The sequence below is a fragment of the Paraburkholderia sp. BCC1886 genome, assembly GCF_900996245.1.
Taxonomy (GTDB): Bacteria; Pseudomonadota; Gammaproteobacteria; order Burkholderiales; family Burkholderiaceae; genus Paraburkholderia.
Window position 1 is genome coordinate 107,689 of record NZ_CAAJGK010000022.1, and the last position, 24,475, is coordinate 132,163.

The 24,475-nt window shown below is 65.5% G+C and carries 19 protein-coding genes; 7 read left to right on the forward strand and 12 right to left on the reverse strand.

From position 1 onward, the window contains the following. Nucleotides 1-14: 14 nt before the first annotated feature. From FQ746_RS02090 to FQ746_RS02105, 4 genes are all read left to right on the forward strand, one after another. Nucleotides 15-1,073 carry a LysR substrate-binding domain-containing protein gene (locus tag FQ746_RS02090; protein WP_144107064.1) on the forward strand — a complete coding sequence of 353 codons (1,059 nt, stop codon included), beginning with the start codon at nucleotides 15-17 and terminating at the stop codon, nucleotides 1,071-1,073. A gap of 113 nt (nucleotides 1,074-1,186) precedes the next feature. Beyond that, the gene (locus FQ746_RS02095) at nucleotides 1,187-2,803 is read left to right on the forward strand and encodes a tannase/feruloyl esterase family alpha/beta hydrolase (RefSeq protein ID WP_144107066.1); all 1,617 of its coding nucleotides are present in this window, start codon (nucleotides 1,187-1,189) and stop codon (nucleotides 2,801-2,803) included. Between the two features lie 21 nt (nucleotides 2,804-2,824). Continuing rightward, the gene (locus FQ746_RS02100; protein ID WP_144107068.1) at nucleotides 2,825-4,135 is read left to right on the forward strand and encodes an MFS transporter; all 1,311 of its coding nucleotides are present in this window, start codon (nucleotides 2,825-2,827) and stop codon (nucleotides 4,133-4,135) included. 75 nt (nucleotides 4,136-4,210) lie between these two features. Then, nucleotides 4,211-5,680 (forward strand): FAD-binding oxidoreductase, encoded by a 1,470-nt coding sequence (locus FQ746_RS02105; RefSeq protein WP_409932353.1) that lies wholly within the window; start codon nucleotides 4,211-4,213, stop codon nucleotides 5,678-5,680. A gap of 42 nt (nucleotides 5,681-5,722) precedes the next feature. Here the strand turns inward: FQ746_RS02105 and FQ746_RS02110 are convergent, their stop codons facing one another. Beyond that, entirely contained in the window at nucleotides 5,723-6,130 is a 408-nt protein-coding gene (locus FQ746_RS02110) for a RidA family protein (RefSeq protein ID WP_144107072.1), read from the reverse strand. Between the two features lie 220 nt (nucleotides 6,131-6,350). On the opposite strand from FQ746_RS02110, the gene FQ746_RS02115 reads away from it, so the two are divergent. Next, the gene (locus tag FQ746_RS02115) at nucleotides 6,351-7,757 is read left to right on the forward strand and encodes a TIGR00366 family protein (protein ID WP_144107074.1); all 1,407 of its coding nucleotides are present in this window, start codon (nucleotides 6,351-6,353) and stop codon (nucleotides 7,755-7,757) included. Nucleotides 7,758-7,770: 13 nt separating this feature from the next. On the opposite strand, the gene FQ746_RS02120 is transcribed toward FQ746_RS02115, so the two are convergent. From FQ746_RS02120 to FQ746_RS02170, 11 genes are all read right to left on the reverse strand, one after another. Then, nucleotides 7,771-8,166: a VOC family protein gene (locus tag FQ746_RS02120; protein ID WP_144107076.1), complete on the reverse strand. Its 396-nt coding sequence runs from the start codon at nucleotides 8,164-8,166 to the stop codon at nucleotides 7,771-7,773. An 86-nt stretch (nucleotides 8,167-8,252) separates the two neighbouring features. Next, complete coding sequence (locus FQ746_RS02125; protein WP_222105839.1) at nucleotides 8,253-9,296, reverse strand: ABC transporter substrate-binding protein; 1,044 nt, start codon at nucleotides 9,294-9,296, stop codon at nucleotides 8,253-8,255. A gap of 10 nt (nucleotides 9,297-9,306) precedes the next feature. Further along, complete coding sequence (locus FQ746_RS02130; RefSeq protein WP_144107078.1) at nucleotides 9,307-11,526, reverse strand: TonB-dependent receptor; 2,220 nt, start codon at nucleotides 11,524-11,526, stop codon at nucleotides 9,307-9,309. A gap of 29 nt (nucleotides 11,527-11,555) precedes the next feature. Beyond that, nucleotides 11,556-12,332: an ABC transporter ATP-binding protein gene (locus FQ746_RS02135; protein ID WP_144107080.1), complete on the reverse strand. Its 777-nt coding sequence runs from the start codon at nucleotides 12,330-12,332 to the stop codon at nucleotides 11,556-11,558. Then, on the reverse strand, nucleotides 12,332-13,405 hold the full coding sequence (locus tag FQ746_RS02140) for a FecCD family ABC transporter permease (RefSeq protein ID WP_144107082.1): 1,074 nt from the start codon (nucleotides 13,403-13,405) through the stop codon (nucleotides 12,332-12,334). Before FQ746_RS02140 ends, FQ746_RS02135 begins: the two co-directional genes overlap by 1 nt. 234 nt (nucleotides 13,406-13,639) lie before the next feature. Beyond that, a complete protein-coding gene (locus FQ746_RS02145; RefSeq protein WP_144107084.1) occupies nucleotides 13,640-14,563 on the reverse strand; it encodes an ABC transporter permease in 924 nt (307 codons plus the stop codon). Further along, nucleotides 14,560-15,606, reverse strand: coding sequence for an ABC transporter permease (locus FQ746_RS02150; protein WP_144107086.1), 1,047 nt, complete (start codon nucleotides 15,604-15,606; stop codon nucleotides 14,560-14,562). Before FQ746_RS02150 ends, FQ746_RS02145 begins: the two co-directional genes overlap by 4 nt. Beyond that, nucleotides 15,596-17,146, reverse strand: coding sequence for an ABC transporter ATP-binding protein (locus tag FQ746_RS02155; RefSeq protein ID WP_144107088.1), 1,551 nt, complete (start codon nucleotides 17,144-17,146; stop codon nucleotides 15,596-15,598). Before FQ746_RS02155 ends, FQ746_RS02150 begins: the two co-directional genes overlap by 11 nt. After that, nucleotides 17,143-18,558: an amidase gene (locus FQ746_RS02160; protein WP_144107090.1), complete on the reverse strand. Its 1,416-nt coding sequence runs from the start codon at nucleotides 18,556-18,558 to the stop codon at nucleotides 17,143-17,145. The genes FQ746_RS02155 and FQ746_RS02160 overlap by 4 nt, the downstream gene beginning before the upstream one ends. A 6-nt stretch (nucleotides 18,559-18,564) precedes the next feature. Continuing rightward, on the reverse strand, nucleotides 18,565-19,554 hold the full coding sequence (locus FQ746_RS02165; protein WP_144107092.1) for a BMP family protein: 990 nt from the start codon (nucleotides 19,552-19,554) through the stop codon (nucleotides 18,565-18,567). A gap of 229 nt (nucleotides 19,555-19,783) precedes the next feature. Further along, entirely contained in the window at nucleotides 19,784-20,569 is a 786-nt protein-coding gene (locus FQ746_RS02170) for an IclR family transcriptional regulator (RefSeq protein WP_144107094.1), read from the reverse strand. Nucleotides 20,570-20,780: 211 nt separating this feature from the next. Here FQ746_RS02170 and FQ746_RS02175 point away from each other — a divergent pair, with 211 nt between their 5' ends. Then, complete coding sequence (locus FQ746_RS02175) at nucleotides 20,781-22,406, forward strand: acyl-CoA carboxylase subunit beta (protein ID WP_144107096.1); 1,626 nt, start codon at nucleotides 20,781-20,783, stop codon at nucleotides 22,404-22,406. Nucleotides 22,407-22,491: 85 nt separating this feature from the next. Further along, entirely contained in the window at nucleotides 22,492-24,459 is a 1,968-nt protein-coding gene (locus FQ746_RS02180) for an acetyl/propionyl/methylcrotonyl-CoA carboxylase subunit alpha (RefSeq protein ID WP_144107098.1), read from the forward strand. Nucleotides 24,460-24,475 lie beyond the last annotated feature (16 nt).

Sequence of the window (24,475 nt, forward strand, 5' to 3'; positions counted from 1 at the left end):
CACCGAGGAGACGCATGGAAATCCGGCAATTGAAGTACTACGTCGGGGTGGTGGATCACGGCAGCGTGTCGCGCGCCGCGCAACGGCTGTTCATCGCGCAGTCGGCGCTCAGCAAACAGATCGGTGACCTCGAACAGGAACTCGACGTGCAACTGCTGGTGCGCGCGCGCAGCGGCGTGCATGTCACCGAGTCCGGCAAGATTTTCTACGAGTACGCGCAGGCTATCCTCAAACAGATCGACGACGCCCGCACGGCCGTGCACTGCGCGCCCGAATCCATCGTCGGTTCGGTCGTGCTCGGCGTGCCGCAAAGCGCGCTGTTGCCGCTTGCTTTGCCCCTGCTGCAAGCGGCGCGCGAACAACTGCCGCAAGTGTCGCTGCATATGAACGAAGAGCTGACCGGCAATCTGCTCGATCAGTTGAAGCAGGGCCGCGTGGACCTCGCTATTTTCACGTCGAACATTTCGCTGGTGGATGTCGAGTTCGAACCGATCGTCGCCGAGGAGTTTTTCTGGATTCGCGGCAAGGACCAGGCGCCGCCTCGTGCGAGCGGTCACGTCGACACGGGCGAGGTCACGCTCGAAGAAATCGCCGCCCAGCCACTCATCATGTCGGCGATGCAGCACAGCCATTGCATGCGCGCGATCATCGAGCGCGTGTTCGTCGAACATGGCGTGGCGATGCCGCCGCTCGCCGCCGAAATCAACTCGGTGCATATCCTCAAGAGCGCCGTGCGGGTGGGCATGGCGCCGACCATTTTGCCGCTCGCGCTGGTCGCGCCCGAGGTCGAGGCCGGCCATCTGGTCGCGCACCGGATTCGCGCGGAAGGGATGCAGCGGGTGCTGGGCATCTGCGCGTCGCGCGAGATTCCGTTGACCAAGGCGAAGCAGGCCGTGGCGACACTGCTGGCCGACGTGGTGCGCGATCTGGCGCGACGCGGCGCGTGGCCCGGCGGTTATGCCGTTGAAGCGGAGGAACATGCGCACGCGCAAGCAGAGAAGGAGCTGCCAGGCCCGCTCTCCACCAGCGCGCTGCGTGAGCGTTTGCGCAAGCCTCGCGTCGGCGCGGGCTAGCCGCCCATCTCGTCTGCAGATACCCAGTTCTCAAATCCATATTGTTCTTTTCGCGCAAATGGCGCGACGATGGCCGCGCAGGTCCACTAAAAGAAATTCCGGAGACGAGATCCATGGAGCAACGAACATCCGCTGGCAGAGCGGCGGCAGGCGCTCGCGCCCCCTTCGCGTGGCTGCTGGTCGCACTCGCCGCGCAGACGCTCGCCGGTTGCAGCGGCGGTGGCGACAACCTGCAGGTGTCGACCGATCCGCAAACGCTGCGGCAGCGCTGCACGGCGCTCACGGGCACGACGCTCGGCGCCAGTGCCGCGCAGGTCAGCGCCGCGGCGCTCATGCCGGCCTCGGGCGCGACACCCGAGTACTGTTCGGTGAATGCGCAGATGACCGGCTCCCAGTTGAAAATGCAACTGAATCTGCCGATTGCCGGCTGGAACGGCAAACTGGCGTTTCTCGGCGGCGGCGGTTTCGACGGCGTGATGGCGGCGTTCACCGCGAGCTACAACAGCGCGTCGATCCAGACCGACCGTTACGCGACCATGGGCACCAACGGCGGCCACGACGAAGCCGCGACCGACCCGAACTACTTCAAGGCGACCTTCGCCACCGACCCGCAGCAACTGGCGGACTACACCCATCTCGCGGACCATCGCTCGCTGCCGGTCGGCAAGCAGCTGATCAAACAGTTCTACGGCGCCGCGCCCACGCGCAGCTATTTCGAGGGCTGTTCGATGGGCGGTCACGACGCGCTGATCGAAGCGCAACGCTATCCCGACGATTTCGACGGCATCGTGGCGCGTGCGCCCGCCGGCAACGTGATGGGTCTGTTCACGCAGTTCAACCGCATCGCCAAAGCGGTGCGCGTGCCGGCCGCCACGCTCGATGGCGGCAAGCAGACGCTGCTCGCCAACGCGGTGCTCGCCCAATGCGACTCGCTCGACGGCGCGAACGACGGCATCGTCTCGAACCCGTCGGCCTGCCACTTCGACCCGACCGTGCTGCGCTGTCCCGCGGGTGCGGATACCGGCGACAGTTGCCTCTCCGACGCGCAGATCGCCACCGTGCAGACCATCACCACGCCGTTTTCGACGACCGATGGTTCGATCACGCATCCCGGCTACAACTTCGGCCTCGAAAATTCCGCGGATGGCTGGGGCTCGTACATCTGGCCGCAAGCGGCGGCCGGCAACGACTCGTTGCAGGGTCTGTTCTCGGACGGCTTCATTCGCTCGTTCATCACAGGCGATCAGAGTTACAACACGTCGCTCTACGATCCGAACCAGTGGGGTCCGCAACTGGCCAGCATCGGCACGATGTTCGAAGCCTTCGACCCGGACCTGAGCGCGCTGCATGCGCATGGCGCCCGGCTGATCCTGCTGAACGGCACCAACGACACCTCCGTGAGTCCACGTGACACCGCGCGCTATTACGAGTCGGTGGTGACGAAGCTCGGCCAAAGCACGGCCGACGACACCGTCGAACTGTTCCTGGAACCCGGCGTGGGCCACTGCACCGGCGGCGTCGGGCCGGATCAGGTCGATCTGCTGAAGGCGCTGGTGACGTGGACGGAGCAGGGCACGCCGCCGTCGAAGCAGAGCCTCACGCTAACGAAGCTCGACACCGACGGCGCGGTGACCGCGTCGCGGCCGCTGTGCCGGTATCCGGCGTACCCGCGCTACAAGGGTAGCGGCAGCCTGAGCGACGCGGCGAACTACGCCTGCTCGACCCAGTAACCATCACGCGAGGAGACTTCCATGACGACTCACACCGCTGTTCCCGGCCTCGCCGGAATCAGCCTGAGCCAGCGCGACGCCTTGTATCGCAAGGTGGCGTGGCGGCTCATTCCGCTGCTGTTCCTGTGCTACATCGTCGCGTATCTGGACCGCGTCAACGTCGGCTTCGCGAAGCTGCAGATGCTCGGTGCGCTGCAGTTCAGCGACACCGTCTACGGTCTCGGCGCGGGCGTGTTCTTCGTCGGCTATTTTATTTTCGAGGTGCCGAGCAACGTGATCCTGCATCACGTCGGCGCGCGCAAGTGGATAGCCCGCATCATGATTACGTGGGGTCTGTTGTCCGCGGCCATGATGTTCGTCAGGTCGCCGGCCTCGTTCTATGCGCTGCGTTTTCTGCTGGGCGCGGCCGAAGCCGGTTTCTTCCCCGGCATCATCCTGTATCTCACGTACTGGTTTCCGGTCGAGCGGCGCGGCAAGATGACGTCGCTCTTTATCGCCGCGATTCCGGTGTCGGGGATCATCGGCGGTCCGCTGTCGGGGTGGATCCTCAAGAACATGGCGAGCGTCGCCGGCATGGCCGGCTGGCAGTGGCTGTTCGTGCTGCAAGGGCTGCCGACCGTGCTGGTGGGACTGCTGGTATTGCGCTATCTCGACGACCGCGTGAGCGGCGCGCGCTGGCTCAGCGAAGACGAGCGCCGGTCGATCGCTGCCGACATCGGCGCGGAAGCCGCCCGCAAAACCGAAACCCGCATCGGCTCGACCTTGCTGAGCGGCAAGGTGTGGCTGCTCGCCATTATTTACTTCGCGCTCACGTCGGGCCTCTACGGTGTGAGCTTCTGGCTGCCGAGCATCATCAAGTCGATGGGCGTGGCCGATCCGCTGCAGGTCGGGCTGCTGAGCATGATCCCGTGGCTGTTCGGCGTGATCGCGATGGTCGCGGCGGCGCGCAGCGCCGACCGGCGTCTCGAGCAGCGCTGGCACACCGCCGTGGCGGCCGTAGTCGGTGCGGCGGGTCTCTTCATGAGCGTCGAACTGCACGGCAACCAGATGCTGGCCATGACCGGCCTGACGATCGCGACGATGGGCATCATGGCCACGCTGCCGGTGTTCTGGACCTTGCCGACCACGCTGCTGAGCGGCGCGGGCGCGGCGGCCGGCATCGCGCTGATCAATTCGTTCGGCAACCTGTCGGGCTTCAGCGCGCCGTTTCTGATCGGCCTGATTCACGACATCACGCACAGCACGGATGCCGGCTTGCACATGCTCGCCGGTCTGCTGGTGGCCGGCGCGGTGCTGGTGCTGCTGGTGCGGCCCATGAATCGCGCGGCTTGAAGTTCATGTCATTGGCTTGAGGCGTGACGCGTAGCGACGCGGCGCCGACCGATAGAAGAGAGACGTCTCATGCAGATCATCGAACACGCTGAACCATCGACCGTCGACACGCAAGCAACCTCGGCAGAAGCAGCACCAGCGGCAGAAGCAGCGCCGCGCGCACGCCGGTCGCCCTCGCCGGCGTTGCTGGCGCACCTGCAGCACACCTTCGGTGCGCGCTTCTCACGCAGCGCGGCCGTGCTGCTGCAACACGGCACCGACGAATCCGCCTACGCGCCGGTGCCGCCCGATGCGGTGGTGTTCGTCGCCAGCACCGAGGAAGTCGCGCTGGTCGTGAAAGCCTGCGCGGCCGAACGCGTGCCGGTTATCGCGTTCGGTGCGGGCTCGTCGATCGAAGGACATCTGCTGGCGGTGCAGGGCGGCATCTGCATCGACTTCACGCAGATGAACGCACTGCTCGCCGTGCGCGCCGAGGACATGACGGCGACGGTGCAGGCCGGCGTCACGCGCAATCAGTTGAATGCGGCGCTGGTGGGCAGCGGCCTGTTCTTCTCGGTCGATCCGGGCGCCGATGCGACGGTCGGCGGCATGATCGCGACCGGCGCGTCGGGAACCAACACGGTGCGCTACGGCACGATGCGCGACAACGTGCTCAACCTGACCGTCGTGACAGCGACCGGCGAAGTGCTGAAAACCGCGTCGGAAGCGCGCAAGTCGTCGGCGGGCTACAACCTCACGCAACTCTTTTGCGGCTCGGAAGGCACACTCGGGCTGATTACCGAAGCCACCGTCAAGCTGCATCCGCATCCCGAAGTGACGGCGGCCGCGGTGGTCAGTTTTCCGACGGTGCGGGCCGCCGTCGATTGCGTGATCCAGTCGATCCAGAGCGGGGTGTCGCTGGCGCGCGCCGAAATGCTCGACGCGCTGACGATTCGCGCAATCAACGCGCACAACTCGCTGGCACTGGCCGAACTGCCGACCTTATTCCTCGAATTCAGCGGCGGCCAGGCGCAGGTCGACGAGCAGGCTGCGCTAGTCCGGCAGATTGCCGACGAATGCGGCGGCGGCGCGTTTCAATGGGCGACGCGTCAGGAAGAGCGCTCGCGGTTATGGACGCCGCGGCATCACGCGTACTTCGCTTCCCTGCAACTGAAGCCGGGCAGCCGCTGCTTCACGACCGATGCGTGCGTGCCGATTTCGGTGTTGTCCGACTGCATTCAGGAGACGCTCGCCGATATCGACGAGCACGCGATTCTCGCGCCGGTGTTCGGTCATGTCGGCGATGGCAATTTTCATTGTCTGGTGCTGGTAGACCCGAACAACGCCGACGAGGTGAACGCCGGCGAGGCGTTCAGTCATCGCCTCGTGCGGCGCGCGTTGCGCTACGGCGGCACGTCGACCGGCGAGCACGGCGTGGGTCTGCACAAGATCGGTTATCTGCTGGAAGAACACGGCGAGACAGCCGTCGCGTTGATGCGCACCATCAAGCGCGCGTTCGATCCGCTCGATATCCTGAATCCCGGCAAAGTGGTGACGCTCGACTGAGCGTCGCTCGAGCCGACGCACTCGGGATCGTGTCGGCGAGCGTCAAGCGCTCGCGGGCCGGCGCGCGACGAAGTCGATTTCCACCAACGCGTCGTAGGCAAGCCCGGTCACGCCTACGCAAGTTCTTGCCGGCAGACGCCCGGGTTCGAAGAAACGCCGATACGTCGCGTTGAACGCCGCGTAGTCTTCCTGGAAGCGGGTCAGGTACGCGCGCACCACCAGCACGTCCGCAAAGCTCAGGCCGATACCCGCGAGCACGATGCGCAGATTGGCCATCACATTGGCCGTCTGCGCTTCGATACCCTCGGGCAGCACGCCGGGTGCGCCTGGACTATCGGGCATCTGTCCGGTCACGAAAATGAAGCCATCGCTTTCGGTAGCGTGACTGAACGGCCCGACCGGTGTGGGGCCGTCCGGAATCATGTGATACGTGATGGGGAGAACGGACATCGGAATACTCCATGGCGGGTTGGGAAAGCGAGCATGAGATGCAATGGTTGTACCAGTTCCGGTCGCGATCGACGCGACTGATCTGAGCGTTGTGAGCGTTTTGAAAGTTTCATAACCAGTTTGCGCTCGTGGGCTCTCAGGCTTTATGCCGTCCGCACTGCAGCAATCCGTGATTTCGTGTATGTTCCGCGCGGCAAATGCGAACAACAGGATCGAGACCATGAACACCACAAAGACCCCTTCGTCGAATAAGGGCAACGGCGCGGGTAACGGCGGGCACACCAGGAACATCGTCGAGGGGCTCGTCTACGTATTCGAGCAGGTGATGCCCGATCCGTTCGTGCTGGCCATCGGTCTGACCTTGCTGGTCGCCGTGGTCGCGCTGGTGTTCGTACCGCATGTGTCGGTACCGCTCATTCTCACGTCGTGGTATGGCGGCACCTTCAATATTCTCGGCTTCGCGCTGCAGATGATCCTGATTCTGGCGACGGGCTTTGCGATCGCCGATGCGCCGCTGGTCCAGCGCGGTTTGCGGGCGATGGCGGCCAACGTGCACACGCCGACGCGCGCCGCGCTGATCGTGTTCCCGATCGTCGCCGTGGCGGCATGGCTGAACTGGGGACTCGGGCTGGTGGTGGGCGCCTTGCTGTCGCGTGAAATCGCGCGGCGCGTGAAGGTGGATTTCGCGTGGCTCGTCGCCGGCAGTTACTCGGCGTGGTCGGTCTGCAATAGCGGCTTGTCGAGTTCGATCGCGTTGTCGCAAGCCTCGCACGGCAATGCGCTGAACCTCGTGGAAAAGGCCACCGGCCAGGTGATTCCGCTCAGCTCGACGGTGTTCGCGCCGTTCGTCCTCGTGCCGACCGTGCTGGTGGTCGTGATCATGACGGCGATTTTCATCTGGATGCATCCCAAGCAGGACCACGTGGTCGCGTTCAGCGACACCACCGCCGAACCGGCGGCCCAGGCGAACGACGACCCGCATGCACGCGCATCGAGCCGTACGTCGCTCGCGTCGCGCGCCGAAAACTCGATGCTCGGCACGCTGTTTCTGCTCGCGATGGGTGTCGGCTATCTGGCCGTGACGTGGCACGCGAAAGGCTTCGAGCTGGACATCAACACGACTATTCTGATCTTTCTGCTGGTAGGGCTGGCGCTGCAACGCACGCCGATCGCCTACGCCGACGCGATTCGCCGCGCCGCGCGTCAGACCGGCTCGATGCTGCTGCAATACCCGATGTACGGCGGCATCATGGGGATCATGACCGGCACCGGTCTGGCATCGACCATCGCCAAGACGTTCGTGGTGCTGGCGACGCCGGTCACGCTGCCCGTGCTCAGCTATTTCAGCTCGCTGATCATTACGCTGCTGATTCCGAGCGCAGGCGGTCACTGGGCCGTGCAGGGGCCGTTCGTGCTGCCCGCGGCGCTGAGTCTGCATGCGTCGGTGCCGCGTACCGCCATGGGTGTGGCGATGGCCGAGAACGTGTCCAACATGTTGCAGCCGTTCTGGGCGGTGCCGGTGGTGGCGATTGCCGGCATCCGCATTCAACGCGTGATGGGATACACGGCGGTGACGTTCGTCGTGTCGTTGATTGTTTATGCGTTGTCGTTGTGGCTGGTGCCTTGAGCGGCACGGCCCGCTAAACCACCGCCTGATGACAGCAGACCCCGATCTTGTTGCCATCGGGATCGCGAAAGTACGCGCCGTAATAGTCGGGGTGATAGTGCGGCCGTAGCCCGGGCGCACCTTCACACGACCCGCCGGCCGCGAGCGCTGCGGCGTGGGCCGCGTCCACCGTGTTGCGATCGGGCGCGAGCAGCGCGGTCATCTGACCGTTGCCGCTTTGCGCCGGTTGCCCGTCGTACGGGTGGCCGATCAGAAATAGCGGTCGCGGCGCACTGGCCGCGACCCAACCCGCCCAGGGTTTGCCGGATTCGCAGAACTTCAGCTCGAGCCGCAGCGTTGCCATTACCGCCGAATAAAACCGGAAGGCTCGCTCGAAGTCGGTCACGCCGACGAAAACATGTGAAATCATGGCCATCTCTCTCCGAAAGCGAGCGGCGCGCTCGCGTCGTGATGATGGCATCGGCTACCGCTTGTGTTCAACCGGTTTTTTCGACGTCATGCGGGCGGCCGACCTTGCAGGATGCGCTTCGCGTCCGCAGCGGAGAGCGTGTAGGCGAAGTAGGTCTTGTAGAAGCGCTGCGTCATCACGACTTCATCGTCGCCGCGCACCACATCGGGATGCAACACATGCGCCGCCCAGCGCACTTCCAGCGCCACCTCGGGTCCGTAGCGATCCCATGGAAAAACGCCGGCGGGGTTGCGATACACACGATGCTCGCGCACGGCGTCCAGCGTGTCCCATAGCGCGTGTTGCGGCGACGCGTCCAGAGTGCCGGCGTTCGCCGCGAGAATCACGATGTCGGGTTGCCACGCGAGCACCTGCTCGATCGATACCGGTTTCAGATTGCCATTGAGCCTGTCGGCGGCATTGCGGCCACCGGCGGCGCGTATCCACTGGTCGACGATCGTATTCGCGCCATCCACCTTCAACGGCGAGAGCGATGCGATGTGCAGCACGCGGGGACGCTTCGCCGCCGGTAAATCGGCGAAACTCGCGGCGGTATCCGTAATGGTTTGGTGCAGAAACTGCCGGTAGGATTGCGCGCGCTGCCGGGCGAGCGGCGTGGCGAGCGTCGCTGCGGTGAGATCGATACAGCGCAGCATCGACGTGAAATCGTCGAAGCCCACCGGCACCACGTTCAACCCGCTGCGTGTCAGTGCCGCCGCGGACGGATCGGCGCTCGTCGTGAACACGACGTCGGTGTGCAGACGCAGCAGTTCCTCGGCGTTCATGGTCGCGCCGTCGATGCTCTGCGCGTGCGAAAGTCCGGGCGCAATGCGAAACATCCACGGCAACGCGGACGGACGCGCGACGGTGGCGACCACCTTGTCGGCTGCGCCGAGCATCCCCAGCACGGCGTTATGCGCGTACCACGCATCGGCGATGCGCTGCGGCGGGGACGCTTGCGGGGGGTGTGGCGATTGCGGCGTTTGCGCGTGTGCTGCCATCGGCACGCAGGCCAGCGCGAGCGTCGCACAGAGCCGCCCGAGCCGCAGCGGTAGCGATTGCCGCAAAGGCAAAGAAAACGTCCACGTCATCATCCACCCCTCACAGTTCGAACTGCACCGACGCCGAGATCGTGCGCGGCGCGCCGAGTTGTGCGGTCGAATTGCCCGCACCCGTGTAGCCGTTCAGTCCACCCGGCACGATGTTGGTCCAATAGTGGCGGTTGGTCAGGTTGTCGAGCGCGAAACGGAAGGTCACGGCGCGGTCGAAAATACTGGTCAGATAGCCGACACTGAGATCGAAGGTCGCATACGAGCCGACCGAATACGTGTCGCTGTCATCGGTCGGACGCGCGCCGATGTAATGGGCGTTGAAGTCGGTAAACAACCCCGGCACTTGCGGCACCTTGTACTCCGCCAGCACGTTGAGCGCGAACTCCGGCAAACCGACGATGCGCTTGCCTTCGGTCGCGACGCTGCCCGTATCGAACAGACGCGGATCGAGCCACGTGAAGCCGCCGAACAGCGAGAGATCGCGCGTCGCGTGACCGTCGACCATCAGTTCGATACCGCGATTGCGCTGCTCGCCCGCCGTTTGATAGGTGCCGTCCGCTTCGGTGTACGCATACGGCCGGGTGATGCGAAACGCGGCCACCGACGCGTTCACGTTCGCCAGGGCGATCTTGTAGCCGGCTTCCCACTGCTTGCTGCGATACGGCGCGAGAATATTGCCCGCGTTGGTCGAGCCGGCCGGCGCAACGTCGCCTTGTTGCAGGCTGTCTGCGTACGTGACGTAAAAGCTCTGGTTCGCGCGCGGTTTGAAAATCAGGCTGGCCGCGCCGGACAATCCCTGATCGGCCGACTCGCTCGATTGAACGCCCTTCACGCTGTAGTTGTGTGTCGCGAGCCAGCTTTGACTGCCGGCCAGCAACGCGGACCAGTGCGGTGAAAACGTCAGGTCGTCGCTCGCCATCAACGATTGCTGCGAGCTTTGCGCCGATTTATAACGCTGCGTGAAATCGGGCACGCCACTCAATGCATACGTTTCCGGATCGGCAAGGCTGCCCGTGCCGAGCGTCGTGGTTTTTCCGTTAACCGGATTGAAGTTGTCCCACATGAAGCCGCTGGTACCGAGGCTGATCTGGTGATCGACGGGGCCCGTCGTCACATGCCCGTTCAGGTACAGCAGGTTGCTGGTAATCGTGAAGCGGCTCGCGGTCGCCGTCGAAATGGTCGACGTATAGTGGCCGGCGTTGTTGGTGAGCGTATCGGTGGGCGTGGTCGACTCGCGGTCGGCAATCTGGCGCAGCACGCCCGCGCTCAGATGCCAGTTCGACGAAAAGTCATGGCGCAGGCGGATCGAACCGGTATCGGTCGTGTCGTCGTTGCCGCCCTGCGTCGAGCCATAGGCCGGGTTGGTCGGATCGAGCGCGGCGGGGTAGTGGACGCCGCTTGCCAGCGCGAAGGTCGGCGGGAGACCTTTGGCCACGTAGTGATAGTGGCTCACGTTGGTTTCCACCACCGTGTCCGGCGACAGATGAAAGTCGAGCGCGAGGCTGCCGAGCTGACGGCGAATCGTACTGTGATCGGTATAGCCGTTGCCGGTTTCATCGAGCAGCGTGAGGCGGTAGCCGATCGCCTTCGACGGACCCACGCGATCGGACAGGTCGACGCCGCGCAGCACGCGGCTCTGCGTGCTGTAGCCCAGCGTGAAGCGCAGCAGACGCTCGTCGGTCGGGCGCTTCTGGATGTAGTCGAACGTGCCGGCGGGATTCGCCGGTCCGTATAGCGCACCGGAGAGACCGTTGAGCACTTCGATGCGGTCGAACTGTTCGAGCGGATAGTCGGTGGTCGACACCACGTTCATCCCGTCGATCCGGCTGTTCTGCACCACACTGCCCTGAATGCCGCGACTCTGCGGACGCGCGCCGTCGCCTTGAACCGAAGGCAGGTAACGCAACGCATCGGCGATGCTCTTGAGTTGCTGGTCCGCAATCAGATGCTGCGGCACGACGTTCACCGAGTAGGGCGTATTCACGCGCGCGACCTGGCCCAATGGGCCCATGTCGGTCTGTTTCACTTGCAGCGTCTGGCTGGGCGACGTGCTGGCGGTGACGGCAACGGAAGGCAGGACAACCGGCTGTCTGGCGGCGAGCGGCGCGGCGGCCTTTGGAGTTGCGGCCGGTGTGCTCTGTGCGGTTGCTGCTGTCGGCGCTGTCGGCGCTGTCTGCGCGAACGCGATACCCGCGGGCGCCAGCAGCGCCGCTGTTAACGTTGCGTTGATCGAGCGTGCGCGCCGTTCATGAAGTCGATGTGTTTTCATGTGGATCGAATTGCAGTGTGGAGTTTTTGTTATTCGCCGCCGCCCGGCACGAAAAAGCGCGAGCGGCCGATGTCGAGTTGCTCGACCGGTACGTCGTAGAGGGCGCCGATGGCGGCAGCGGTGATGACTTCATGCGGCGGCCCGTTCGCGATCACGCGGCCCGCCGCCAACAGAACGGCGCGCATCGCGCATTGAATCGCTTCGTCGGGACGATGTGTGGTTTGCAGAATCGCGTAGCCTTCGCGGGCCAGTTCCGCGAGCAGGGACAGCATGCGCAACTGGTGGCCGAAGTCGAGGCCGGTCAAGGGTTCGTCCATGACCAGGATCGGCGCTTCCTGGGCAAGCGCACGCGCGAGCAGCACGCGTTGCCGTTCGCCGCCGGAGAGCGCCATGTAGTTGCGTGCCGCGAGCCCCGCGATATCGAGCCGCGTCAGCGCCGCTTGCACGACGCGGCGGTCGTCAGCCGACAGCGCGCGGCCGAGACCGGCATGCGGCACGCGCCCCAGCGCGACGATCTGTTCGACGGTGTACGGGAAGCTCGCGACATGACTTTGCGGAACGTAAGCGACGCGCCGCGCGATGGCGGGTCTGCGAAGCTTGCCGAGTGCGACACCGTCCAGCAGCACTTCACCGGATTGCGCGGGCAACAGGCCGAGCAGAATGCGCAGCAGCGTGCTTTTGCCTGCACCGTTCACGCCCAGCAGCGAGACGATCTCGCCCGCCTCGACGCACAGACTGACGCGATCGAGGATCAGCGCGTGCGCGCGTCGATACACGATCTCGCGGCAGGCCAGCGATGCGCGCATCACGAACCTCCCTGACGAAGCCGTCGCAGCACGAACGCGAAGGCGAGTGCGCCGAGCAGTTCCGTAACGATGCCAAGCGGTATCTCGCCCGCCGACACGCTGCGCGCGCAGGTGTCGGCGAGAATCAGCGCGCTCGCGCCGAGCCATGCGCTCATCGGCAGCACGCGCTGGTTCGACGCCCCGACGATCGCGCGTGCAATATGCGGCACCAGCAAACCGATCCAGCCGATCATGCCGGCAAGCGATACCGTCAGCGCCGAGATCAGGGTCGCCACCGCGATGACGCCGAGCCGGATCGCGCCAACCGGCACGCCGAGGCTGCGCGCTTCGTCGTCGCTGAGCGACAGCGTATCGAGCAGGCGGCCCGCCTTGCACAGCACGAAGGTGCCGAGCAGTAGCGGAATCGCCAGCCGGCCGAGATCGGTCCAGCCGGTTTGCGCGAGGCTGCCGAGCATCCAGTAGACGATGGCGGGCAATTGATCGAGCGGATCGGCGACGTATTTGACGAGCGACAGCAGCGACGAGAACATCGCATTCGTCACGAGGCCGCCGAGCACGAGTATGAGCACGCCACCGCCTTCACTAACCCCGGCACCGCCGCCGGCGAAGCGCGCGATGCTCAAACCGAGCGCAACCGAAGCCGTGCCTGCGCCGAATGCGAACACCTGCACCCACGCGCCATGTGCGCCGAGCACGATGCCGAGCGCCGCGCCGGAGGCCGATCCGCTCAGCACGCCGAGCAGTCCGGGTGAGACCAGCGGGTTGCGGAACACGCTTTGATAGGTCGCGCCCGCCACCGACAGCGCAGCGCCGATCAGCCCCGCAGCAATGAGACGCGGCAAGCGCGATTCGACGACGATCGCGTGAAACAGCGCGTAGCGTTCAGGTGCTTCACGCAGATGCAGCGCGGCGGCGAGCGTGCTCAGCACTTCGCGCGGGCTGAGCGCATAGCGTCCCGCGCACAGCGATAGCAGCACGCTGAGCGAGAGCAGTGTCAAAGCGGCAAACGATGCACGCGATTTGAATGTCGACGTGGCGAAACGCGGTGTAGTCCGCGAAGGGAAGATCGACATGGACAAGCAGAAGCCACGCGCGGACGACGCGGGCGGCTAGTGGAAAGCGTCGTATCTTATGGGATATAACGAAACCGGACCGCGAAGCGCGCAGGGCTTCAGCCCGCTTTTTGGCGGGCTAGAGCGCTGTATGCAAATGATTTTTTTGCCTCGTGGCAGTCAACGAAAGCGTTCGATCGCCTCATGCGACGTAGCGTCGCAGGCAGGGGTCGCGATGCACGGCAGCGCCAATTTTTAACGCTCGCCTTTGACGAACGGCCTCATCAATGCCTGCGGACCGATTGCGCGTCGTGCCATCGGAATCATCGCGACGATGGCGAGCAGATAAGGCGCCATCAGGAAGACCTGATACGGAATGCCCGGGAACAACGCCTGCAAACGCAACTGATACGCGTCGAACAACGCATACAGCAGTGCGCCGAGCAGGCCGAGCCCCGGCCGCCACGCGCCGAACACGACCAGCGCGAGCGCCATCCATCCGCGGCCCTGCACCATGTTGATCACGAAGCTGTTGAACGCCGCCGTCGTCAGAAACGCGCCGCCCAGCGCCATCAGTGCGCTGCCGGCGGCCAGTGCGCCATAACGCAGCCACGCCACACTCAAACCTTGCGCCTGCGCCGCCTGCGGATTCTCGCCGGCCAGGCGTAGCGCGAGTCCCAGTGGCGTCAGCCACAACAGATACGCGAGCACGGCGGTCAGCGCGAACGCGAGATAGGTCGGCGCGGTGGCCGACAGGAACGGTGCGCCGAGCACCGGCAGGATTAGCGGCGCGAACGGCTGGATGGTGGGCGGCGAGCCGTTCGAGGTCACGCTCACCGAATAGACGAACGAAGCGAGACCCGAGGCGAGCAGGGTGATGCCGAGTCCCGTCACGTGCTGCGACTGTGCGAGCGTGATCGAAAACACGCCGTGCAACAGCCCGAATACCGCACCACATAGCGCCGCGATCAGCCACGCGGTCCATAGACCGCAGCCCGCATGCGCGGCAAGCCAGGCCGCCAGCGCGCCGACCGTCATGATGCCTTCGATGCCGAGATTGACGATCCCGGCTCGCTCGCACAGGAGTTCGCCGAGCATGCCGAAGACGAGCGGCGTCGCAATGCGCAGAACCGCAGCCCAGATCGTGGCTGTAAGAAGGATGTCGAAGGAAGCGCTCATCGTCTGATCCGGTAGCCGAGTAGAAACGACGTGCCGAGCATCACGAACAGCGACAGGCCGACCATGACGTCCGCGATATAACCCGGCACGTTGAAAATGCGGCTCATCGCGTCGGCGCCCACGAACACCACGGCGACGACGAAGGCCGACGGCACCACCGCGAGCGGATTGAGTTGCGCGAGCATCGCCACGATCACACCGGTGTAGCCGAAGCCGGGCGACAGGTCGCCGGTGACGTAGCCGCGCAGGCCCATCACTTCGACCGCCCCGGCGAGCCCCGCGAGTCCGCCCGACCACAACGCGGTGACGAGCATCACACGGGTCGCCGACATACCGGCAAAGCGGGCCGCCTGAGGATTCGCGCCGACCACGCGGCGTTTGAAGCCGAGCACCGAGCGCGCTTCGACGAGACTCGCGATCAGCGCGAACGCCAGCGCAATCACGAAGCCCCAATGCAGCCGCGTTTGCGCCATCAGTTTGGGCAAGCTCGCCTGGTCGGCGACCGGCATGCTCTGCGGCCAGCCCATCGACAGCGGATCGCGCATCGGGCCTTGAATGAGCATCGAAACGATCAGTCCCATCACGAAGTTCAGCAGCAGCGTGGTCACCACTTCGTCGACATTCAGAAAGCGCTTGAGTAGCGTCGGGCCGAGCAGATAGAGACTGCCCGCGAGCGCGCCCGCCACCAGCAGCAAGGGGATCAGCACGATCGCAGGCGCGGCGATCCAGCCGCTGCCGAGCGCAGCGACCGCTAGTGCGCCCGCATAGAGCTGGCCTTCCGCGCCGATGTTCCAGAGGCGCGCGCGAAACGCGATCGCGCACGCGAGTCCTGTGAAAATCAGCGGTGTGGTGCGCGTCAAGACCTCGCTGATGGCGAGCCGCGACCCGAGCGCGCCGACCAGCAACGCGCGCCAGCTTGGCAGGATCGGCGCACCGGCCGCGGCGATCAGCAGCGACCCGAGCAGCAGCATCACGAGCAGCGCTAGAACGCTTGCGGCGGCAACGCGATAGGGCGAACCGGTTTCGCGGCGTTCAATGCGCATGGTCGGTGTCGCCGGGAGTGTGCGTTGGGCGCTCGCCCAACATCATCAGACCGATTCGCCCACTGTCGAAATCCGGTCCGTCGAGCGGCGCCGACACGTTGCCGTTCTGCATCACGACGATGCGGTCGGCCAGCGCGAAGGCTTCGTCGAGATCTTCGGTGACCAGCAGAATGCCCGCGCCGCGTTCGCGCGCGTCGAGTAGCCGCGCGTGGACTTCCGCGATCGCGCCTTCGTCCAGTCCGCGAGCCGGCTGGCAGGCGACGATCAGACTCGGTCCGGTCGTGAGGCCGCGGCCGATGATGAGCTTCTGCATATTGCCGCCGGACAGCAGACGGGTGCGTTGGTCGGGGCCCTGGCAACGGATGTCGTAGTCGGCAATCAGCTGCCGCGTATGCCGCCGCGCGGCCGCCTTGCGAATCCAGCCGTAGCGCGCGAAGCGGGGTTCGTGCAGGTCTTCGAGCACGGCGTTTTCCCACAGGCTCAGGTCGCCGGCGACGCCTTCTTCATGACGGTCCTCGGGAATGCGCGCAACGCCGAGCCGATGCATCGCGTCGGCATCGGCACGCACGACCGGGCGGGCATTGCGCGTCATGCTGCCTGCGCCGGTTTTGGGCCGCGTCAAACCGCTGACCAGTTCGATCAGCGCGCGCTGCCCGTTGCCCGCCACGCCGACTACTGCGACGATCTCGCGTTGCCGCACCGTGAGCGTCGCATCGCGCAAGCCGGGCGTGCCCGCCACCGTTACGTGGTCGAGATCGAGCACCGCTGCGCCCGCTTCGAGCGGCTGGCGCCGTGGCCGCGTCACCCGGCGACCGACCATCAGTTCGGCGAGCGTGGCGCGATCCAGTTCGACAGCCGCCCGCTCGGCGACCAGTGCGCCGCTACGTAAGACGGCCACCCGCTGCGCGACGCGCAGCACTTCATCGAGCTTGTGGCTGATCAGGATGACCGACAGACCGTGCTGGGCCATCCGCGTGAGCGTGTCGAACAGCGACAGCGACTCGGCCGGCGTCAGCACGGCGGTGGGCTCGTCGAGCACCAGCACGTCGGCCTCGCGATACAGCGACTTGAGAATCTCGACGCGCTGACGTTCGCCCACGGAGAGACGCGCGACGCGTGCGTCGGGATCGACGTCCAGACCGAATCGCGCGGAGAGCGCGCGCAAGCGCTCGCGTGCTTTGCGTCGCTGCGACGCGAGCCGCCAGACCGGTTCGGTGCCCGCCATCACGTTTTCCAGCACGGTGAGATTCGCCGCGAGCGTGAAATGCTGATGCACGAGACCGATCCCGGCGTTCAGCGACGCGCGCGGCGATCCCGGTGGCAGCACCCGGCCGTCGATCAGGATCCGGCCGGCGTCCGCGACATAGTGGCCGAACAGAATGTTGATCAGCGTGGTCTTGCCCGCGCCGTTCTCGCCGAGCAGGCCGAGTATCTCGCCGCGCTCGAGCGTCAACGAGATGTCGCGATTGGCGTAGAAATCGCCGAAGCGTTTGGTGATGCCTTCCAGTTGCAGCAGAGGCGTTGCAGCGGACTGCGTCATGGGATGAAGCCGGGCGCGACCAGCGGCCAGGGCGCCTGTTGTTCGAGCACATTGGCGAGCGACAGCAGCACGGGTTCGGCGCCCTGGCGCGCCATCAGTTGCACCGAGAGCGGCAGCGCGTCGTGCATCCGATGCGGCACCGCGATGGCCGGACAGCCCGCCGCGTTGGCGAGCGCCGAAAACGGCGCGTAACGCGTGAAGCGGGCGAAGTGCGCGTCGAGGTCGTCGCCGTCGGTGCGCAGCACGCCGATCTCTGGTAACGATTCGGCGAGCGTGGGCGTGAGCAGCACGTCGATCTGCGTGAAGAAGTCGGTCATCAGATCGGTCGCGCGCGCCACGCCGAGTTCCGCCTGTTGATGCGTCAGTGCGTCGAGCGTGACGCCTCGGCGGGCCGCGAGCCAGGTGATCGGTTCGAGTTCGTGCGCGGCGGGATGAAGTGCCAGCATTGCGGCGGCGCTGCGGCAAGCGTAGGTTTCGAAGGCGAAGGTGGCGTCGGCACTGGCAAGCCGTAGGCTTTCTATCTGCGTGGTGCTCACGCCGACCACGCGGTGTCCCGCCGCGCTCAGCAGACTGGCTGCCGAGGTGGCGGCCTGCTGCCAGGCGCCGTCGACGGGGACGCCTTGCACGGCGTCGAGCAGGATCGCAATCGTGAGCTTGCCGGCGCCCGTGTCGCCCGTGTCGCCCGTCTGACCGGTTATCGCCTGCCACACGGCGCGCGCATCGCGCACGCTGCGCGTCAGCACGAATTCGGCGGCGAGCGTGCCGAACACATTGCCGTAATCCGGCCCGCGCGGAATCGCGCCGCGGCCGGGTTTCAGTCCGAGTACGCCGCACGCGGCGGCGGGGATGCGAATGGAGCCGCCAGCGTCGGTGGCGTGAGCAATCGGCACGATGCCGGCCGCGAGCGCAGCGGCCGAGCCGCCCGACGAGCCGCCGGAACTGCGCGCCGTCGCCCATGGATTGCGTGATGGCGCGCCGCACGCGGGTTCGCTGGAAAGATTGAGGCCGAATTCGGGCACCGTGGTTTTCGCGAACGGCACGAAGCCCGCGCGTCGTAACGCGGCAATCAACGCGCCGTCTTGTGGAGCGGGTTGATTCAGACGCTGCAGTACGCGCGAGCCGGCGAAGGTCGGTGTGCCGCCGAGCGGCGCACCGAGATCCTTGGTGACGATCGGCACGCCCGCAAACGGTCCGCCGGCGTCGGGGTTGAGCCTGTCGGGCGGCGCGTCCGTGTCATGCGCGTGATGAACGTCATGCGCGTCATGACTCAGCGCGCCGAGCACGGGCTGCAACCGCTGGGCACGGCGCTGCGCTATCGCCAGCAACGTGGCGGCGTCGGTACGCCGCTCGGCGACCGCTTGCGCGAGCGCCGTCGCATCGGCGGCGACATAGTCCTGCTCGTCGAAACTCATCGATGCCTAGACGGGTTTGGCGTCGTTGACCGGCACCTTGAATGCGCCGGACCTGATCGCCGTGCGGCGCGCTTCCATTTGCTTGAGCGCGTCGGCGGGCACCAGCGAACTGTCGAACGTGATGTCGTTGCCGCCGTGCGCCATCATGCTGTACGGGCTGTAGTCCTGACCCACGGGCTTGCCTGCGGCGACATCGGCGAGCACCGCTTCGAGAATCGGATCGAAGTACCACTGCGCGTTGGAGAACACCGTGCCGGGGTAACGCGGCATGTAGTCCATCAGCGAGCCGATTGCCAGCTTGCCGCGCATCTTCGCGCCGTCCGCCGTGCCGATGCGTTCGCCGAACAGGATGTCGCAGCCGCTGTCGATCTGCGCGAGCGCGGCTTCCTTGGCCTTCGGCGGATCGAACCACGTATTGATGAAGCCCGCCTGGAACACGAGACCGGGCTTCGCTTCCGAGGCGCCCAGCCGGTACGCGTTGATCAGCCGGTTGACTTCGGGAATCGGATAACCGCCGACCGCGCCGAGCTTGCCGGTTTTCGTCATATGCCCCGCGAGGATGCCGGTGAGGTAGGCCGCCTCGTGGTTCCACGTGCCGAACACGCCGAAGTTGCCGCCTGCGGGACCGCCGCTCGAACCCATCAGGAAGCCGATCTTCGGATAGTCTTTCGCGACCGCGCGGCTATCGCGTTCGGTGCCGTAGGACTCGCCGACGATCAGTTGCACGCCCTGGTTCGCGTACTCGCGCAGCACACGCGGGTAGTCGGTGTTGGAGACCGACTCGGAGAACACATAGTCGATGCGACCGGCTTTGGCCGCCTGTTGCAGCGCTTCATGAAGGCGCGCATTCCACGCGTTCGCGATCGGGTCCGAATGAACGCCCGCGACCTTGATCTTCGGGGCGGCCGCGAACGCGGCGTGGCTCAACACCGGCAGCGTTGCGCCGGCGACCAACCCCGTCAGCAATCGACGTCGTGAAATGCGAACCTCGGCCATAACGCTCCTCCAGTAAATGTCGATTTCGACAGGCAAAGCGGCTGGATATGCAACATGCGTACCAAGCGGGCTGGCTGCATGGGATTGGCCGCGTAGCTTGAGCTGGAAGCGCGACGAAGTGTGATTGGGCGTGGTTGGTCCGCCCCAAAATTGACCGTTCGGACAGGTTGTGGGGCATGCATTCCTCGTGATGGAGCGCGGCGTTTATCTCATGGAGATGCGACTGGCTTCATGAAGTGGCGGCGTTGGCCCGCGCCAGCGCCGCTTCGATTTTCGCTGCCTCCGCCTGCATCGCGGCAGCGAGCTGCGGCTCTCTTTCGAGCACCCGCTCCGATAGCGCGGCCATGCTGAGCGACGCGAGCGCGTCGCCCGACGGCGCACGGATCGCGACCGCGATACCGCCCATTCTCGGCACCACGGCGTCGATGAGCACCGCATAGCCCTTCGCGCGGGTGACCTCGATCGCTTCCAGCAGAAACGGCTGGGTCAGCATCGGGTAGCGCGACAGACGCGGCCCGATTTGCGACAGCACCACGTCGCACTCCGCCTGCGGCAGCGTGGCCAGTACCGCGAGTCCGCTCGAGCCGACACCGAGCGTGCGGCGGCTGCCGATGTCCTGGTAATTCGCGCGAATCGGGTAGCTGCCCATTTGCAGATCGACGCACACCATTTCCAGCGAACTCAGCACCGACACGATGGTGGTGTCTTCGAATGCGCCGCTCAGTCGCATCAGACTGGGCCGCGCCAGTTCGCGCCAGTCGACCGGCTCGCTCACACCCTTGGCGATACGCGCGACCTCGGGGCCCAGCCGATAGCGTTTGGTGGACGTGTCGCGCACGACGAGCTGTTCGCGGATCAGCGTGTCGAGAACTCGCATGGCGGTGGCCTTGTCGAGGCCGCAATAGTCCGCGATATCCACCAGCCGGGTATTGCGTCCGTCGGTAAGTGCCTTCAGCACGCGGCAGGCTTTTTCGATTGCGCCCATCGATGCGGTTGCCGGTTGTTTGCTTGCCATGTTCGATTTCTATAAAAGTTTCATTGAATGAAACTAATAACTTAATTTGGCCGGATGGATATTAGTAAAAACCCGCAATTAAAGCAAATTATGTTGCGCTTAAAGCCTGCTTTTTCCTAATATGATGCTTCCATCGCGAAAGACCTAAGGTTTCATTGAATGAAACTTTATCAGAGTCCTCTGCGAGTGAACAGCAAAAGGAAAGAGGCGCATGGCAATTTTCGAATCCCGGGTCGCGACGGCCAGTGAATCGTTCGAACAGAACCGCCAGTCGATGCTGGCGCTGCTCGCCCGGCTGCGCAGCATCGAGGCGGCCACTCGCGAAGTGTCGGACGCCGCCGGTCCGCGGTTTCGCAAACGCGGCCAGTTGCTGCCGTCCGAACGGCTCGCCATGCTGCTCGACCGGAATTCGCCGTTTCTCGAACTGTCGACGATCGCCGGTTACGGACTGGCTGCGCCGCGTGCGGACGGCAAGGTCATCGGCGGCGGCGGTCTGATCGCCGGTATCGGGTTTATTCAGGGCGCGCGCTGCATGGTGAGCGTGTCCGACTCGGGGATCGACGCGGGTGCGTTCCAGCCCAAGGGCCTCGAAAAGCTGCTGCGCATACAGGACATCGCGCTCGACAACAAGCTGCCCTTCGTGCAACTGGTGGAGAGCGCCGGCGCCAATCTGCTCGCCTATAAAGTCGAGAACTTCGTTCATGGCGGCCAGAAGTTTCGCAACCTTGCGCGGCTGTCGGCCGCGGGCCTGCCGGTTATCACCGTCACGCATGGCGCGTCGACGGCGGGCGGCGCGTATCAGACCGGCCTGTCGGATTACGTCGTGATGGTGCGTGGACGCTCGCGGGCGTTTCTCGCCGGGCCGGCGTTGCTGCTGGCGGCCACCGGCGAGATCGCCACCGACGAGGAACTGGGCGGCGCCGAGATGCACGCGTCTATCACCGGGCTCGGCGACTACCTGGCGGAAGACGATCGGGACGCGTTGCGGATCGCCCGCGAAATCGTCGGCTCGCTGGACTGGAACCGGCACACGGCGAGCGCGCCGCGCGGCGCGTTTCGCGAACCGCGCTACGACGCGGAAGAACTGCTCGGCATCATGCCCGACGATCACCGGCGCCCGGTCGATATGCGCGAGGTCATCGCGCGCGTGGTCGACGACTCGGACTTTCGCGAGTTCGGCGCGCTGTACGGGTCGGCCACCGTCTGCGGCCATGCGTCGATCCACGGCATGCCGGTGGGGATCATCACCAATAACGGGCCCATCGAGCCGTCGGGCGCCGCGAAGGCGACTCACTTCATTCAGGCCTGCTGCCAGTCGGCTACGCCGCTGCTGTATCTGAACAACACCACCGGTTTCATGGTCGGGCGCGCGTTCGAGGAAGGCGGCAGCATCAAACACGGCTCGAAGATGATCCAGGCGATCACCAACGCGAACGTGCCGCAAATCACGCTGTTCTGCGGCGCGTCGTTCGGCGCGGGCAATTACGCGATGTGCGGGCGCGGGTTCCAGCCGCGCTTCTGTTTCGCGTGGCCGAATGCGAAGACCGCGGTGATGGGCGCGGAGCAGGCCGCGCAGACCATGGTCAACGTGAGCCGCGCGGCGATGATCCGCAAAACGGGGGAGGCCGACGAAGTCAAACTCGCGGCGCTCTCCGCGAAGGTGATCGCGAATTTCGAAAGCCAGATGGATGTATTCACGACCAGCGCGCATGTGCTGGACGACGGGATCATCGACCCGCGCGAGACGCGCCGCGTGCTCGCCAGCGTGCTGGAAATCTGCCGCGACGCGGCGAGCCGGGCGGTGTCGCCCATGCAGTTCGGCGTGGCGCGACCTTGAGCGCGAGGCTGCGCCACCCGGCCATTCATTCAAACGGCGAGCCGCGAGTCTTGCCGAGCCGTTTTCGATCAAAGGGAATCGTTCGATGCGCAGTATCAACAAGCTTCTGATCGCCAATCGCGGCGAGATCGCCATGCGCATCATGCGCACGGCTCGCGCGATGGGCATCCGCACCGTGGCGATCTATTCGAGCGCCGACGCCCAGTCGCTGCACGTAACGAACGCCGACGAAGCGGTCTGCGTGGGCGAGGCGCCGCCTGCCGATTCGTATCTGAACATCGCGGCGATCGTCGCGGCCGCGTTGAAAAGCGGTGCGGACGCCGTGCATCCGGGCTATGGCTTCCTGTCGGAGAACGCCGCCTTTGCGGAAGCCTGCGTGGCAGCCGGCCTGATCTTCGTCGGGCCGCCGGCTCACGCGATCCGCTCGATGGGCGACAAGGCGCAAGCCAAGGCGTTGATGCGCGAAGCCGGTTTGCCGTGCATTCCCGGCTATGACGGCGACGCGCAGGACGACCGCACGCTCGCGCACGAAGCGCAAAAGCTGGGCTTCCCGGTCATCGTCAAGGCGACTGCGGGCGGCGGCGGGCGCGGCATGCGGATCGTGCAGACGGCGGCGGACTTCGAGCGCGCGCTGGACTCGGCGCGCTCCGAAGCCCGCAACGCGTTCGGCAGCGACCGGATGATCGTCGAGCGCGTCGTCACGCAACCGCGTCATATCGAAATCCAGGTGCTGATCGATCAGTTCGGCCACGGCGTGCATGTCGGCGAACGGGACTGTTCGGTGCAGCGGCGTCATCAGAAGGTGATCGAAGAAGCGCCGGCCGCGCATCTGGCCGTCGCCACCCGGGAACGGATGGGCGCCGCGGCGGTGGCGGCGGCGATCAGGCTCGGCTACGAGGGCGTCGGCACCTTCGAGTTTCTGCTCGATGCGCGCGGCGAGTTCTATTTCATGGAGATGAACACGCGGCTGCAGGTCGAACATCCGGTAACCGAAGCGATCGCGGACATCGATCTGGTCGAGTGGCAATTTCGCGTGGCGATGGGCGAGCCGCTCCGTCTGACGCAAGCGGAGATCCGCCTCGCCGGGCATTCGATCGAAGTGCGCCTGTGCGCGGAAGACGAGGCCAACGGCTTCATGCCGCAAAGCGGCACCATCGACCGCTGGCAGGTGCCCGACACGGTGCGCGTCGAGCACGCGGTCGAGTCGGGCAGCATCGTGTCGCCGTATTACGACTCGATGTTCGCCAAGCTGATCGCTACCGGCAGGACCCGCGAGGACGCGCGACGCAAACTGGTCAGCGCATTGCGCGACACGGTGGTGTTCGGCCTGAAGACCAACCGGCAGACGCTGATCCGCTGTCTCGAGCATCCGGCCTTCGTGGCGGGCGGCGTCGATACGGGCTTTCTGCAAGCGTATCCCGAAGTGCTGGCCGCGCAGCGTGCGGACGCCGATCCGCTTGCGCTGGCATTGGCCGGCGCGCTGCTGGTGCAGGGTGGCGACCGTGGCCCCAGTGGCGCCGGTGTCCAGCTACGTGGCGCGCGCGCGTCGACCGTGCATCTCAAGGACGACGCCGCTCACGCGCACACGTTACAGGTGGCGCCGACCGCCGCCGCGGGGTGGCTGGTGACGCTCGGTGAGCAGCACATCGTTTTTTCGCACATGCGGGTCGACGCGGGGCAGGTGCGTTTCACGCTGGAGGGGGTGGATCGCCGGGCGTTCTGGCATCTCGCCGGTTCCCGCATCCACGTGCAACTCGACGGCCGCGCGTCGTCGTTCGCCGACACGACCTACGCGCCTTCGTCGCAGGCGGACGAGGGCGTCGCCGACGGTCGCGTGCGCGCCATGTCGAACGGGCGCGTCGCGGCGCTGCTGGTCGCCGTGGGCGATGCGGTCCAGCAAGGCGACGATCTGCTCACCGTAGAGGCGATGAAGATGGAACACACGCACAGCGCCCCCGCAGCCGGCCGTGTCACGCAGATTCTCGTGGCCGCCGGGCAATCGGTTGCGACCGGCAAGGTGCTGATCGAACTCGAACTCGAGGTGCCGGCATGAGCGCCGACGCCTTCCT

Excerpts from the sequence above, each read along its gene's own strand:
- FQ746_RS02090 (WP_144107064.1), top strand. The coding sequence starts at position 15 with ATGGAAATCCGGCAATTGAAGTACTACGTCGGGGTGGTGGATCACGGC.
- FQ746_RS02095 (WP_144107066.1), top strand. The coding sequence starts at position 1,187 with ATGGAGCAACGAACATCCGCTGGCAGAGCGGCGGCAGGCGCTCGCGCC.
- FQ746_RS02100 (WP_144107068.1), top strand. The coding sequence starts at position 2,825 with ATGACGACTCACACCGCTGTTCCCGGCCTCGCCGGAATCAGCCTGAGC.
- FQ746_RS02110 (WP_144107072.1), bottom strand. The coding sequence starts at position 6,130 with ATGTCCGTTCTCCCCATCACGTATCACATGATTCCGGACGGCCCCACA.
- FQ746_RS02115 (WP_144107074.1), top strand. The coding sequence starts at position 6,351 with ATGAACACCACAAAGACCCCTTCGTCGAATAAGGGCAACGGCGCGGGT.
- FQ746_RS02120 (WP_144107076.1), bottom strand. The coding sequence starts at position 8,166 with ATGATTTCACATGTTTTCGTCGGCGTGACCGACTTCGAGCGAGCCTTC.
- FQ746_RS02125 (WP_222105839.1), bottom strand. The coding sequence starts at position 9,296 with ATGACGTGGACGTTTTCTTTGCCTTTGCGGCAATCGCTACCGCTGCGG.
- FQ746_RS02130 (WP_144107078.1), bottom strand. The coding sequence starts at position 11,526 with ATGAAAACACATCGACTTCATGAACGGCGCGCACGCTCGATCAACGCA.
- FQ746_RS02135 (WP_144107080.1), bottom strand. The coding sequence starts at position 12,332 with ATGCGCGCATCGCTGGCCTGCCGCGAGATCGTGTATCGACGCGCGCAC.
- FQ746_RS02140 (WP_144107082.1), bottom strand. The coding sequence starts at position 13,405 with ATGTCGATCTTCCCTTCGCGGACTACACCGCGTTTCGCCACGTCGACA.
- FQ746_RS02145 (WP_144107084.1), bottom strand. The coding sequence starts at position 14,563 with ATGAGCGCTTCCTTCGACATCCTTCTTACAGCCACGATCTGGGCTGCG.
- FQ746_RS02150 (WP_144107086.1), bottom strand. The coding sequence starts at position 15,606 with ATGCGCATTGAACGCCGCGAAACCGGTTCGCCCTATCGCGTTGCCGCC.
- FQ746_RS02155 (WP_144107088.1), bottom strand. The coding sequence starts at position 17,146 with ATGACGCAGTCCGCTGCAACGCCTCTGCTGCAACTGGAAGGCATCACC.
- FQ746_RS02160 (WP_144107090.1), bottom strand. The coding sequence starts at position 18,558 with ATGAGTTTCGACGAGCAGGACTATGTCGCCGCCGATGCGACGGCGCTC.
- FQ746_RS02165 (WP_144107092.1), bottom strand. The coding sequence starts at position 19,554 with ATGGCCGAGGTTCGCATTTCACGACGTCGATTGCTGACGGGGTTGGTC.
- FQ746_RS02170 (WP_144107094.1), bottom strand. The coding sequence starts at position 20,569 with ATGGCAAGCAAACAACCGGCAACCGCATCGATGGGCGCAATCGAAAAA.
- FQ746_RS02175 (WP_144107096.1), top strand. The coding sequence starts at position 20,781 with ATGGCAATTTTCGAATCCCGGGTCGCGACGGCCAGTGAATCGTTCGAA.
- FQ746_RS02180 (WP_144107098.1), top strand. The coding sequence starts at position 22,492 with ATGCGCAGTATCAACAAGCTTCTGATCGCCAATCGCGGCGAGATCGCC.